This is a genomic window from Variovorax sp. DAIF25 (genome assembly GCF_050711835.1).
GTDB lineage: Bacteria > Pseudomonadota > Gammaproteobacteria > Burkholderiales > Burkholderiaceae_C > Variovorax.
Map to the genome: position 1 here is coordinate 1,295,051 of NZ_CP136636.1, position 12,973 is coordinate 1,308,023.

10 protein-coding genes are annotated in these 12,973 nt (G+C 67.8%); 2 read left to right on the plus strand and 8 right to left on the minus strand.

Annotation, left to right across the window (positions count from 1 at the left end; genetic code table 11):
- Positions 1-9: 9 nt before the first annotated feature.
- Complete coding sequence (locus R0232_RS05870) at positions 10-915, plus strand: carbohydrate kinase family protein (protein WP_093353447.1); 906 nt, start codon at positions 10-12, stop codon at positions 913-915.
- A gap of 121 nt (positions 916-1,036) precedes the next feature.
- On the opposite strand, the gene R0232_RS05875 is transcribed toward R0232_RS05870, so the two are convergent.
- From R0232_RS05875 to R0232_RS05910, 8 genes are all read right to left on the minus strand, one after another.
- Positions 1,037-1,537 carry a histone H1-like DNA-binding protein gene (locus R0232_RS05875; protein ID WP_082321630.1) on the minus strand — a complete coding sequence of 167 codons (501 nt, stop codon included), beginning with the start codon at positions 1,535-1,537 and terminating at the stop codon, positions 1,037-1,039.
- 197 nt (positions 1,538-1,734) lie between these two features.
- The gene (locus R0232_RS05880) at positions 1,735-2,958 is read right to left on the minus strand and encodes a ribonucleotide-diphosphate reductase subunit beta (protein ID WP_431511519.1); all 1,224 of its coding nucleotides are present in this window, start codon (positions 2,956-2,958) and stop codon (positions 1,735-1,737) included.
- A 214-nt stretch (positions 2,959-3,172) separates the two neighbouring features.
- Positions 3,173-6,091 carry a ribonucleoside-diphosphate reductase subunit alpha gene (locus R0232_RS05885; RefSeq protein WP_093353452.1) on the minus strand — a complete coding sequence of 973 codons (2,919 nt, stop codon included), beginning with the start codon at positions 6,089-6,091 and terminating at the stop codon, positions 3,173-3,175.
- A gap of 350 nt (positions 6,092-6,441) precedes the next feature.
- Positions 6,442-7,062, minus strand: a complete 621-nt coding sequence (ampD, locus tag R0232_RS05890; protein ID WP_208513488.1) for a 1,6-anhydro-N-acetylmuramyl-L-alanine amidase AmpD — start codon at positions 7,060-7,062, stop codon at positions 6,442-6,444.
- Positions 7,049-8,644, minus strand: a complete 1,596-nt coding sequence (locus tag R0232_RS05895) for a sigma-54-dependent transcriptional regulator (RefSeq protein WP_431511520.1) — start codon at positions 8,642-8,644, stop codon at positions 7,049-7,051. Before R0232_RS05895 ends, ampD begins: the two co-directional genes overlap by 14 nt.
- Before the next feature lie 4 nt (positions 8,645-8,648).
- Positions 8,649-9,965: a two-component system sensor histidine kinase NtrB gene (locus R0232_RS05900; RefSeq protein WP_431512866.1), complete on the minus strand. Its 1,317-nt coding sequence runs from the start codon at positions 9,963-9,965 to the stop codon at positions 8,649-8,651.
- Positions 9,966-10,383: 418 nt separating this feature from the next.
- Positions 10,384-10,635 (minus strand): PP0621 family protein, encoded by a 252-nt coding sequence (locus R0232_RS05905; protein ID WP_093353463.1) that lies wholly within the window; start codon positions 10,633-10,635, stop codon positions 10,384-10,386.
- Positions 10,636-10,644: 9 nt separating this feature from the next.
- Entirely contained in the window at positions 10,645-11,454 is an 810-nt protein-coding gene (locus R0232_RS05910) for a cytochrome C assembly family protein (RefSeq protein ID WP_093353466.1), read from the minus strand.
- Between the two features lie 126 nt (positions 11,455-11,580).
- Here R0232_RS05910 and ffh point away from each other — a divergent pair, with 126 nt between their 5' ends.
- Entirely contained in the window at positions 11,581-12,969 is a 1,389-nt protein-coding gene (gene ffh, locus R0232_RS05915) for a signal recognition particle protein (RefSeq protein ID WP_208508242.1), read from the plus strand.
- The last annotated feature ends 4 nt before the right edge of the window (positions 12,970-12,973 follow it).

The window sequence follows — 12,973 nt, forward strand, 5'->3', positions numbered from 1 at the left end:
GATCAGCCCATGGCAGCAGTGATTTGCGGTTCCCTCGCCTTCGACACCATCATGACCTTCGAGGGCCGGTTCGCCGACCAGATCCTTCCGGACCAGTTGCACATCCTCAATGTGTCGTTCCTGGTGCCGGGCCTGCGCCGCGATTTCGGCGGCTGCGCTGGCAACATCGCCTACAGCCTCAACGCGCTCGGCGGCACCGCGCTGCCGATGGCCACGCTCGGCAGCGATGGCGCCGACTACATCGAGCGCATGCGCTCGCTGGGCATCAGCACGGAGTTCGTGCGCCAGCTCGACGACACCTTCACCGCGCAGGCGATGATCATGAACGACGCCGACAACAACCAGATCACGGCCTTCCATCCGGGCGCGATGCAGCAGGCGCACATCACGAAGGTCGCGGCGCGCGAGGACATCCGGCTCGGCATCGTCGCGCCCGATGGCCGCGAGGCGATGCTGCAGCATGCCGAGCAGTTCGCGGCCGCCGGCATTCCCTTCGTGTTCGATCCGGGCCAGGGCCTGCCGATGTTCGACGGCGAGGCGCTCAAGCATTTCGTCGAGCTCGCGAGCTGGGTGGTGGTCAACGACTACGAAGGCAAGATGCTGTCGCAGCGCACGGGCTGGAGCCTGGCGGAGATCTCGCAGCGCGTGCGCGGCCTCGTGGTCACGCTCGCGGCCGAGGGCTGCGAGGTGTGGACGAACGGCGAACGCGAGCACGTGCCGGGTGTGGTGCCGACCGCGGTGATCGAGCCCACGGGCTGCGGCGACGCATGGCGCGGCGCGCTGCTGTTCGGCCTGGAAAAGGGCTGGCCGCTCGCGCAGTGCGCGGCACTCGGCAACCAGGTCGGCGCGCTCAAGATCGCGCAGCGCGGCCCGCAGAACTACCAGGTCGATCGCCAGGCACTCGGCCTGGCTTGACGGGCGATGGCGCGGCGGTGGATGCCGCCGCCTGGTCGTTTCGCGATCGTCTTGGCCCAATGAAAAAGCCCGACACCTTGCGGTGCCGGGCTTGATGCCTTTTCAGGGCTGCCGAGAAAACTCAGGGCTTGCTGGCCGTGGGAAACGGCCAGGCTGCCTGGGGATTCAGCGTCGTCTGCGCAGCGGGAGCGGGCGCAGCAGCGGCCTTGGCGGGTGCCTTGGCAGCCTTCTTCGCAGCAGGCTTCTTGGCAGCAGCGGCAGGCTTGGCAGCGGGCTTTTTCGCGGCTTTCTTGGCCGCAGCCTTCTTGGCAGGGGCCTTCTTGGCGGCAGCCTTCTTCGCAGGCGCCTTCTTGGCAGCGGCCTTCTTCGCCGGTGCCTTCTTCGCTGCGGCCTTCTTCGCCGGAGCTGCCTTCTTCGCCGGAGCCTTCTTCGCGACGACCTTCTTCGCGGCTACCTTCTTGGCAGCGACCTTCTTGGCCGGAGCCTTCTTGGCAGCGACCTTCTTGGCCGGAGCCTTCTTGGCGGCGACCTTCTTGGCCGGAGCCTTCTTCGCTACGACCTTCTTGGCCGGAGCCTTCTTCGCTGCGGCTTTCTTAGCCGGTGCTTTCTTTGCAGTTGCCATTTCTGTTTTCTCCTTGATCAAGTTGAAAAAATCAACCTATTGAAGCACTCCGCGCATGTTGGTAGCGCTGGAGTGATTCATGGTGTTGGATTCCGTGCTCCAGCACCATGAACACCTGAGCCCTCATCCATGCCGCGCTCTTCGGCGCAGTCGGTGGCAAGGGCAATTCTTGAATTCATTTATTGTTATCGAAATATTCAATCCCAGGAGAGCGCACCACCCGATTGGTATTCGATCACGCGGGTCTCGAAGAAATTGCGCTCTTTCTTCAGGTCAATCATCTCGCTCATCCACGGGAACGGATTTTCCTCGTTCGGGAAAAGCGTTTCGAGGCCGATCTGCTGCGCGCGCCGATTGGCGATGTAGCGCAGATAGCCCTTGAACATGGAAGCGTTCATGCCGAGCACGCCACGGGGCATGGTGTCTTCGGCGTACTTGTACTCGAGCTCGACGGCGCGCATAAACAGCGCCTTGATTTCTGCCTTGAACTCGGCCGTCCAGAGGCCGGGGTTCTCGAGCTTGAGCTGGTTGATCAGGTCGATGCCGAAGTTGCAGTGCATCGACTCGTCGCGCAGGATGTACTGGTACTGCTCGGCGGCGCCGGTCATCTTGTTCTGGCGGCCCAGCGCGAGGATCTGCGTGAAGCCGACGTAGAAGAAGAGGCCTTCCATCAGGCAGGCGAACACGATCAGCGACTTGAGCAGCGTCTGGTCGGTCTCGTGCGTGCCGGTCTTGAAGTTCGGGTCGCTGATCGCGTCGATGAACGGAATCAGGAACTGGTCCTTCTCGCGGATCGACGGCACCTCGTTGTAGGCGTTGAAGATCTCGCTCTCGTCCAGGCCGAGCGACTCGACGATGTACTGGTAGGCGTGCGTGTGGATCGCTTCCTCGAAGGCCTGGCGCAGCAGGAACTGGCGGCATTCGGGGGCCGTGATGTGGCGGTAGGTGCCCAGCACGATGTTGTTGGCGGCCAGCGAGTCGGCGGTGACGAAGAAGCCGAGGTTGCGCTTGACGATGCGGCGCTCGTCTTCGGTCAGGCCGTTCGGGTCTTTCCACAGCGCGATGTCGCGCGTCATGTTCACTTCCTGCGGCATCCAGTGGTTGGCGCAGGTGGCGAGGTACTTTTCCCACGCCCACTTGTACTTGAACGGCACCAGCTGGTTGACGTCGGTCTCGCCGTTGATGATGCGCTTGTCGGCGGCCCTGACGCGGCGCGTTTCAGCCGGAGCGCTGGCGCCGACGGATGCGGGCGCGGCCTGGCGGGCAGGCTGCTGCACGGGTTGCAGCGAAGGTTGTGCCATCGATGAAGCCGACACATCCACCGCACGGCCGGCGGCAGCGCCGGTCGAGGAGTGGTGATGCAAACCTTGTTGCATGTCCTTTGGCAAGGAGGGCTTGACTTCTTCGTCCCAGGTCAACATAGAAAAATCCAATGCTCAAATTATCCGAGCAACGATGTGAGTTGCAAAGTGCTCGTTCACATCGCACTCCATTTATGTGGTTGTTATGTTGCTCGCATGCATCGCGCGATGTCGGTCAATGCCTTCAAGTGGCCTCCGTCATCGCACGACATCGCATGCACCTCACTCTTCGTAGTGCAGCGCACCGCGCTGTGTTCGCGGTGCGCTGCGTGCATCACTGGCAGGCTTCGCAGGTCGGATCGTCGACGCCGCAGAAGGCGATGTCGGTCGCGGGGATCGCGCTCATCTGTGCCTTCGCCGCGGCGGCCGCTGCCTCGAGTGCGCTCATGCCCGACGGTGCGTCGTTGCCCGAGGACACCGCGTTGAGGCGGCCCGACTGCACCGTCGACTTCTCGGCGTGCGTCGCGCTCTGCGTGCGCAGGTAGTAGGTGGTCTTCAGGCCACGCAGCCATGCGAGCTTGTAGGTGTCGTCGAGCTTCTTGCCCGAGGCGCCGGCCATGTAGATGTTCAGCGACTGCGCCTGGTCGATCCACTTCTGGCGGCGCGCGGCGGCTTCCACCAGCCACGTCGTCTCGACTTCGAACGCGGTGGCGTAGAGCGCCTTCACGTCCTGCGGCACGCGGTCGATGGGACGCAGCGAACCGTCGAAGTGCTTCAGGTCCATCACCATCACGTCGTCCCACAGGCCCAGGCGCTTGAGGTCGCGCACCAGGTAGTGGTTGATCACGGTGAATTCGCCCGACAGATTCGACTTGACTGAGAGGTTGCCGAAGCAGGGCTCGATCGAGGCGTCCACGCCGATGATGTTCGAGATGGTCGCGGTCGGGGCGATGGCCACGCAGTTCGAATTGCGCATGCCGTCGGCCTTGATCTTGGCGCGCAGCGCGTCCCAGTCGAGGGTGGACGAGCGGTCGACCTCGACGTAGCCGCCGCGTGCCTTCTCGAGCAGGTCGAGCGAGTCGATCGGCAGGATGCCCTTGTCCCACAGCGAGCCCTTGTAGCTCGAGTACTTGCCGCGCTCGCGCGCCAGCTCGGTCGAGGCCCAGTAGGCGTGGTAGCAGATCGCTTCCATCGATTCGTCGGCGAACTGCACGGCTTCCTGCGAGGCGTAAGGAATACGCAGGTCGTACAGCGCGTCCTGGAAGCCCATCAGGCCCAGGCCGACCGGACGGTGGCGCAGGTTCGAGTCGCGCGCCTTCTTCACGGCGTAGTAGTTGATGTCGATCACGTTGTCGAGCATGCGCATCGCGGTCGAGATCGTCTTCTTGAGCTTCTCCTGGTCGACCTTGCCGTCCTTCAGATGCTGCAGCAGGTTGACCGAGCCGAGGTTGCAGACCGCGGTTTCGGTGTCGCTGGTGTTCAGCGTGATCTCGGTGCAGAGGTTCGACGAGTGCACCACGCCGGCGTGCTGCTGCGGCGAGCGCACGTTGCAGGCGTCCTTGAACGTGATCCAGGGATGGCCGGTCTCGAACAGCATCGTGAGCATCTTGCGCCAAAGGTCGGTGGCCTGCACGGTGCGGCTGGGCTTGATCTCGCCGCGCGCGGCCTTCTCTTCGTAGGCGACGTAGGCCTTCTCGAAGTCGGCGCCGAACAGGTCGTGCAGGTCGGGCACGTTCGAGGGCGAGAACAGCGTCCACGAACCCTTTTCCATCACGCGGCGCATGAACAGGTCGGGGATCCAGTTGGCGGTGTTCATGTCGTGCGTGCGGCGGCGGTCGTCGCCGGTGTTCTTGCGCAGCTCCAGGAACTCCTCGATGTCGAGGTGCCAGGTCTCGAGGTACGTGCAGACGGCGCCCTTGCGCTTGCCGCCCTGGTTCACGGCCACGGCGGTGTCGTTGACCACCTTGAGGAAGGGCACCACGCCCTGCGATTCGCCGTTCGTGCCCTTGATGTGGCTGCCGAGCGCGCGCACGCGGGTCCAGTCGTTGCCCAGGCCGCCCGCGAACTTCGAGAGCAGCGCGTTTTCCTTGATCGACTCGTAGATGCCGTCGAGGTCGTCGGGCACGGTGGTCAGGTAGCAGCTCGACAGCTGCGAGCGCAGCGTGCCGCTGTTGAACAGCGTCGGCGTGCTCGACATGAAGTCGAAGGACGACAGCACTTCGTAGAACTCGATGGCACGGGCTTCGCGGTCGATCTCGTTGAGCGCCAGGCCCATCGAGACGCGCATGAAGAAGGCCTGCGGCAGTTCGATGCGGCTCTTGCGCACGTGCAGGAAGTAGCGGTCGTACAGGGTCTGCAGGCCGAGGTAGTCGAACTGGTTGTCGCGCTCGGCCTTCAGCGCCGCACCCAGGCGGGGCAGGTCGTACTGCAGCAGCTTCTCGTCGAGCAGCTCGTTCTCGACGCCCTTCTTGATGAACGAGGGGAAGTAGTCGGCGTAGGCGGTGGCGCGGTCGGCCGGCATGACTTCGCGGCCGACGATCTCCTTGAAGATCGTGTGCAGCAGCAGGCGCGCGGTGGCGAAGGTGTAGTCGGGATCCTTCTCGATCAGCGTGCGGGCCGCGAGGATCGAGGCCTTGTAGACCTCGTCGAGCGGCACGCCGTCGTACAGGTTGCGCATCGTCTCGGCCACGATCGGCGCGGCCGTGATGCTGTCGCCCAGGCCCTGGCAGGCCGACTCGATCAGACCCTTGAGTTCGCCGAGGTCGAGCGCGACGCGTTCGCCGCGGTCGAGCACGTGCAGCGCGGGGGCCGCTACCTGCACATCCTGCTCGCCCTGCTTCGCGCGTTCCTGCGTGCGGCGTTCGCGGTAGAGCACGTAGGCACGCGCCACTTCCTGGTGGCCGCCGCGCATCAGGCCCAGTTCGACCTGGTCCTGCACGTCTTCGATGTGGAAGGTGCCGCCGCCCGGACGCGAGCGCACCAGCGCCTTCACGACGGCCTGGGTCAGCGCGTCGACGGTCTCGCGCACGCTGGCCGAGGCCGCGCCCTGGGTGCCATGCACGGCCAGGAAGGCTTTCATCATCGCGATCGCGATCTTGTTCGGCTCGAACGGGACCACGGCGCCGTTGCGGCGGATGATCTGGTAGTGCGCGAGGTTCTGTCCGGTGGGCGAACCGGCGGTGTCGCGGGGGGACTGGGGCGGCGTGGAGGGGATGGCACGCGCGGCGGTAGGTGTATTCAGTGCTGTTTGCATTCGCTTCCTCTCGGTTGGCAATTCTTGTTGGATGAGCGGCGCTGCTGGGGCCGCTTCGTCGGCTCTGAGGCCGGCCGGGACACACTATATCTAGGGTGCGGGGGGTGTACAACCCACTAGATGTAGCGTTTTCCTTCAGGCTTCAAGAGGGAGGAGAAAGCTGTTTTCGCGCTTCGCGGCCATCCATGCCGCATGAACAGTGGATCATCCTCTCGCAACCCACGCTCCATGCGGCTTGCGAGCCGATTTGGGCCTGCAAGGCGCATGGTTGCTACGCATCGCGCTTGCGAATGGAGCGATTGCTGCACTGCGAGCCCAGGGCATCGCACGGCGTGCAGCGATTGAAAAAATTAGCGCTCCACCACCTGCGAGGGAAACATGTGTGGACCCCAGCCGAGATGATCGCGCAGCCGATGCCAGTCGAAGCCGGCGCCGGGATCCTGCTTGCGGCCCGGTGCGATGTGCTCGTGGCCCGCGATGTGCGCGATCGGATAGTGCTGCGCGATCGCCGCCGCGAGGCTCGCGAGCGTCTCGTACTGCGCGTCCTCGAACGGCCCGCCCTCGAGGCCCTCGAGCTCGATGCCGATCGAGTCGTCGTTGCAGTTGTCCCGGCCGCGCCACGACGACACGCCCGCATGCCACGCGCGGTCGTCGCCGCTCACGAACTGCCAGAGCTCGCCGTTGCGGCGCACGTAGAAATGCGACGACACCTCGAGCCCACGAATGCTTTCGAAGTAAGGATGCGCGTCCCAGTCGAGCCGGTTGGTGAAGAGCCGTTGCACCGCGTCGCCGCCGTACTCGCCGGGCGGCAGGCTGATCGAGTGCAGCACGACGAGGTCGATGCGCTCGCGTGCCGGCGCGGGTCGCGGTCCGAAGTTGGGCGAGGGCAGCGGCTTCGCGAAGCGGTACCAGCCGTCGCGCCAGAGCGCATCGCCCGTGGCGGCACGCAGGCCGTCTTCAGTCGTCGACATGGCTGCTCGCGCCATCGTCGCCGTTGGGCGTGTTGATGCCCAGGCGCGCGATGCGATAGCGGATCTGGCGCAGGCTCATGCCCAGACGCGCGGCGGCCGCCGTGCGGTTGAAGCCGCTCTCGTGCAGCGCGCGCACGAGGATCTCGCGCTCCTGCTGATCGAGGTAGGCCTGCAGGTCGGAGGGCAGCGGCGTGGGCACCACGGGGCGCGGCGCGGGCGGCGGTGCGGCCACGACGGGCTTCGCGTCGAAGGCCTCGGGCTGCGCGAGCGCCGCCGCAGTCGTCGCGGTGTTCGTGGCCTGCGGCGCGGCAGGCCCGGGCGCGGCCGCCATCCAGCCGCCGCCTGCGCCATCCATCAGGTCGAGCTGCAGTTCGTCGCCGTCGTACAGCGCGACCGCGCGGTGCAGCAGGTTCTCGAGCTCGCGCACGTTGCCGTGCAGCGGATGCTGCGCGAGCTGCCGCAGCAGCGCGTCCGACAGGCGCGGCGCGGGCAGCCCGCCGTCCTGCGCGATGCGCGCGAGCAGCGCGACGCACAGCGCGGGCAGGTCCTCGCGGCGTTCGCGCAGCGCGGGCACCGCGATCTCGATCACATTGAGCCGGTAGAACAGGTCCTGCCGGAAACGGCCGGCCTGCACCTCGCTGTGCAGGTCCTTGTGGGTGGCGCTCACGATGCGCACGTCGACCGCGTCTTCCTGCGTGGAGCCGATCGGCCGCACGCTGCGTTCCTGGATCGCGCGCAGCAGCTTGGACTGCATCGCCAGCGGCAGGTCGCCGATCTCGTCGAGGAACAGCGTGCCGCCGCGCGCGGCCTGGAAGTAGCCGTCGCGGTCCTGCGCCGAGCCGGTGTACGAACCCTTGCGCGCGCCGAAGAATTCGGCCTCGAGCAGGTTCTCGGGAATCGCGCCGCAGTTCACCGCGACGAAGGGGCCGTCGCTGCGCTGGCTGCAGGCATGGACCGCGCGCGCCACCAGCTCCTTGCCGGTGCCCGATTCGCCGCGCACCAGCACCGGCGCCATGCCGCGCGCCACCTTGGCGATGCGCGACTTCACGAGCCGCATCGGCTCCGAATCGCCGACCAGCCGCTCGAGCGCGGAAGCGCCCGCGCTGCCCGCGGCGGCCAGCGCCGACGTGCCGTCGCTCGCATCGGCGGCCTTGGCCGGGCGCGCCGCGGCCTGCGCGACCGGTGGCGGCTGCTGTGCCTGCACCGCGGAGGCGACGACCGCGCGGAACTGCTTCAGGTCGACCGGCTTGGTGAGGTAGTCGAAGGCGCCGGCCTTCAGCGCCTCGACCGCGTTCTCGGCCGAGCCATAGGCGGTCATCACCACGCAGCGCTCGCTGCGCTGGTTCTTCTGGATGCGCTGGATGATCTCCATGCCCTGGCCGTCAGGCAGTCGCATGTCGGTGATCACGGCGTCGAAGCGCGTGGCCTCGAGGTGCTGCCAGGCTTCGGAGACGCTGCCCGCGGCCTCGACCCGGTAGCCTTCGCGCAGCAGCGTGAGTTCGTAGAGCGTGCGAAGGTCGGGTTCGTCGTCGATGACGAGGATCTGCGCGGGACGCTGGGAGGGCGGATGGGAGCTGCTCACGCCGCTATTGTGTCAGCCGGTTTTCGCTCGCGGCGAAGCCGACGAAGAATTCGTTGCCCTCGGGCGCCTCGCCCGCCAGCGCGCGCCGCTCGTAGCCGATGGCCGCGCCGTGGCGCCGGCACAGCTCGCGGCACAGGAACAGGCCCAGTCCGCTCGAGCGGCTTTCCGACGAGAAGAAGGGTTCGAACAGGTGGCGCTGCACGGCCGGTTCGAGCGGTGCGCCGTCGCTCCAGACCTGCAGGGTCGGCCGGCCCGGGCTGCCCGCGCGCTGCAGCGTGGTCACGACCTGGATCGCGCCCTCGCGCAGGCTCGCGTAGCGCGCCGCGTTGTCGAGCAGGTTCACCAGCAGGCGGCGCAGGTGCTCGACGTCGAAGCGCACCTCCACGCCCGGCGCGTCGAGCACCACGGTCACGCCCTTGCGCTGGGTCTGGCGCATCCATTCCTCGGTCAGCGCCTGCACGGTGGGGTCGAGCACCACCTGCTCGCCGAGCGACAGCACGCGCTGCTGGCGTGCGCGCGAGACGTCGAGCACGTCGTCCACGATGCGCGCCAGGCGCTGCGCGTTGTGCTGCACCATGTGCGTGAGCTTGCGGTGCGCGGGGTCGGTCAGGTCCTCGTTGAGCAGCGCGCTGGCCTGCGTGATGGCGGCCAGCGGGTTGCGGATCTCGTGCGCGACCGCGGCCGACATGCGGCCCATGGCGGCCAGCTTCTCGGTGCGGATGCGGGCCTCGAGCTCGCGCAGGTCCTGCAGGAACATCACGCACAGGCTGCCCATGCGCTGGTCGCTCGAGGGCGTGAGGCGGGTGCGCACGCGCACCTCGCGCGCCGCGCCGCGCGCCTGCGCGACCGGGATCTCCTCGGACTGCGATTCGCGGCGCGCATAGGTCTGGCGCGCCAGCGCGGCCAGCGCATGCCAGGCCGGCTGGGCATGCAGCGGAAAGGGCAGCCGCAACTGGCCCAGGCCCTGGCCCAGGATCGCGTCGGCCGCCGGGTTGGCCGCGTGCACCAGGCCCTCGGCATCGATCACCAGCACGCCTTCGCTCAGCGTCTCGATCACCAGGTCGTTGACCTGTGCCTGCATCTGCGCGCTGCTGCGGTTGTGCTGCGACACCGCCTCTTCGCGCGCCAGCCGGCGCGCGAGCTCGTGCGCCAGCAGCGCCACCACGAACAGCCCGGTGCCCGTGAGCGCCGCCTGCACGAAGCGCGCGGGCGAGTCGCCGGGCTGCTGCACCCAGTGCCAGGCGGCATCGGCCAGCAGCAGCAGCGTGACGGTGGCGGTGGTGCCCATGCTCACCATCACCGTGCCGAGCACCGCGCTCATGAGCACCGGCAACGCGAACAGCGGCGTGTAGTTGATGTTGCCGCCCTGCGTGACCTGCAGCGCCGCGAAGACCGCGAGGTCGACGCCGGTGCTCAGCATCCAGGCGGCGCCGAAGCCGCGCATCGGCGGCTCGAAATGCACATAGCGCGCACCCAGCGCGGCGGCCGCGAGGTAGCTCGCCGACAGCACCACCGCCACCGGCTGCATGGTCTGGCCGAGCGCGAAGCTCACGCCCTGCAGCAGCACCAGCACCAGCGCGACGAAGCAGCGCGCGCCCATGAAACCGCGCCACAGCCGCAGCAGCGCGGCGCTCTCGCGCGCGCCGGGCTCCAGCACGTCCCAGTCGGTGACCGGTTCGCCGCTGGCCCAGAGGGAGGAGCTGCTGCCCATCGCTGCGACGAAGCCGGCTCGGCGCCGTTCAGGCGCGCTCGGCGACCTGCCGGTGCGCGGCGCTGCAGTAGGGGGTGCCGTCGGTACCGCGCACCGCGTCGCTCGCGGGCAGGTGCAGGCCGCAGTGGGCGCAGCGCACCATCGCCTGCGGCGCGCCCACCGCGGGCGGCGCGGCGGGACGCGGCGTGCGGGCGGCGCGCTCCTGCATTTCTTCGCGGCGGTTCTTGCGCCAGAGCCAGATCGCGACCCAGACCACCGCGAGGACGAGAAGGTATTTCATGAGGTGTCTTCAGGCCGGCGGACGCGCCAGCACCACTTCGAGCACGAAGCGCGAGCCCACGTAGGCCAGCAGCAGCAGCGCCGAGCCCGCGTAGAGCACGCGCCGCGCGGTGCGACCGCGCCAGCCGAAGCGCGCGCGGCCGATCAGCAGCACCGCGAAGCTGATCCAGGCCAGCACCGAGAAGGCCGACTTGTGGTCCCACTTCCAGGCCCGGCCCGCGGCGCCGTAGAGCTGTTCGCTGAACAGCAGCCCGGCCAGCAGCGTGGCCGACAGCAGCACGAAGCCGGCCGTCACGAAGCGGAAGGTGAGGCGTTCGAGCGTCAGCAGCGGCACGCCGCCCTGCGGTTCGGTGGCCAGGCGGATCTGCTTCTCGGCGCGGGTCGTGAGCCAGGCGTGCACCACCGCGGCGGCGAACAGCCCATAGGAGGCGATGCCCAGCGCCAGGTGCAGCGGCAGCCAGGGCGAGGCCGACACGTGCAGCGGCGTGCCGGGAAAGAGGATCGCGAGCAGCACCGCCGCCGCGCCGAGCCAGGCCAGCGCGCGGCGCACCTGCAGCTGCGGGTACATGCGGCTTTCGACCGCGTAGACGGTGAGCACCAGCCAGGCCGTGACCGACAGGGCGGGCGCGAAGCCGAAGCGGGGTTCGTGGCCGACCAGGCCATGGCCGAGCACCGCGGCATGCAGCAGCCAGGCCAGGCCGAGCGCCCACTGGGTGGCCTGCCGGCTCAGCCGGGCGCCTGCGGCGGCGGCAAAACCGTAGGCGGCCGCGGCGGCGATGCCCAGCGCCACGCCGAGTGGGGAGGGGATCGCTAAAATCATCGATCGGAGTTTAGCCGCTCACCCTTGCATTTCCGGGTGCCGCGCGCCAGCTTCCCTCCTACCCGTCTCCCGCGACTTCTCCCATCCGTCCCGCCGCAGCGGGGCAGCAAGCAAGGCATCCCCTCCATGGCCAGCGCTCTCACCGAAAAATTCTCCCGCCTCGTCAAGACGATGAGCGGCCAGGCGCGCATCACCGAAAGCAACGTGCAGGACATGCTGCGCGAAGTGCGCATGGCGCTGCTCGAAGCCGACGTGGCGCTGCCCGTGGTGCGCGACTTCGTCGCCCGCGTGAAGGAAAAGGCGCTCGGCCAGGAAGTGCTGGGCTCGCTCAAGCCGGGCCAGGCGCTGGTGGGCATCGTCAACCGCGAGCTCGCCGCCACCATGGGCGAGGGCGTCTCGGACATCAACCTCGCGGCCCAGCCGCCGGCGGTGATCCTCATGGCCGGCCTGCAGGGCGCCGGCAAGACCACCACCACCGCCAAGCTCGCCAAGCACCTGATCGAGAAGCGCAAGAAGAAGGTGCTCACGGTCTCGGGCGACGTCTACCGGCCCGCCGCCATCGAGCAGCTCAAGACCGTCACCAAGCAGGCCGGCGCCGAATGGTTCCCGAGCACGCCCGACCAGAAGCCGCTGGACATCGCGCGCGCCGCGCTCGACCACGCCAAGCGCCACTTTTTCGACGTGCTGCTGGTCGACACGGCCGGCCGGCTCGCGATCGACGAGGTGCTGATGGCCGAGATCCAGCAACTGCACGGTGCGCTGAACCCGGTCGAGACCCTGTTCGTGGTCGATGCCATGCAGGGCCAGGACGCGATCAACACGGCGCGCGCCTTCAAGGAGGCGCTGCCGCTCACCGGCATCATCCTGACCAAGACCGACGGCGATTCGCGCGGCGGCGCGGCGCTGTCGGTGCGCCAGGTCACGGGCGTGCCGATCAAGTTCGCGGGCGTGAGCGAGAAGATCGACGGCCTCGAGGTGTTCGACGCCGAGCGCCATGCGGGCCGCATCCTGGGCATGGGCGACATCGTCGCGCTGGTCGAGCAGGTCACGGCCGGCGTCGACGTGGCGGCGGCGCAGAAGCTCGCGGCCAAGGTCAAGAGCGGCGCGGGCTTCGACCTCAACGACTTCCTCGGCCAGCTGCAGCAGATGAAGCAGATGGGCGGTCTCTCGAGCCTGATGGACAAGCTGCCCACCCAGATGGCGGCCAAGGCCAGCGAGGCCGACATGACGCGCGCCGAGCGCGACATCCGCCGCAAGGAAGGGATCATCCAGAGCATGACGCCGCTGGAGCGCCGCAAGCCCGAGCTGCTCAAGGCCACGCGCAAGCGCCGCATCGCGGCCGGCGCGGGCGTGCAGGTTCAGGAAGTGAACCGCCTGCTCAACGAGTTCGAGCAGATGCAGGGGATGATGAAGAAGATGAAGGGCGGCGGCCTCATGAAGATGATGAAGAAGATGGGCGGCATGAAGGGCATGGGCGGGATGGGTGGTCCCGGCGGTCCGAAGCTGCCGTTCTGAGCCG

Coding starts and splice junctions, on each gene's coding strand:
- R0232_RS05905 (WP_093353463.1), bottom strand. CDS start 10,635: ATGAAATACCTTCTCGTCCTCGCGGTGGTCTGGGTCGCGATCTGGCTC.
- R0232_RS05885 (WP_093353452.1), bottom strand. CDS start 6,091: ATGCAAACAGCACTGAATACACCTACCGCCGCGCGTGCCATCCCCTCC.
- R0232_RS05910 (WP_093353466.1), bottom strand. CDS start 11,454: ATGATTTTAGCGATCCCCTCCCCACTCGGCGTGGCGCTGGGCATCGCC.
- R0232_RS05900 (WP_431512866.1), bottom strand. CDS start 9,965: ATGAGCGCGGTGCTCGGCACGGTGATGGTGAGCATGGGCACCACCGCC.
- R0232_RS05875 (WP_082321630.1), bottom strand. CDS start 1,537: ATGGCAACTGCAAAGAAAGCACCGGCTAAGAAAGCCGCAGCGAAGAAG.
- R0232_RS05870 (WP_093353447.1), top strand. CDS start 10: ATGGCAGCAGTGATTTGCGGTTCCCTCGCCTTCGACACCATCATGACC.
- ffh (WP_208508242.1), top strand. CDS start 11,581: ATGGCCAGCGCTCTCACCGAAAAATTCTCCCGCCTCGTCAAGACGATG.
- ampD (WP_208513488.1), bottom strand. CDS start 7,062: ATGTCGACGACTGAAGACGGCCTGCGTGCCGCCACGGGCGATGCGCTC.
- R0232_RS05880 (WP_431511519.1), bottom strand. CDS start 2,958: ATGTTGACCTGGGACGAAGAAGTCAAGCCCTCCTTGCCAAAGGACATG.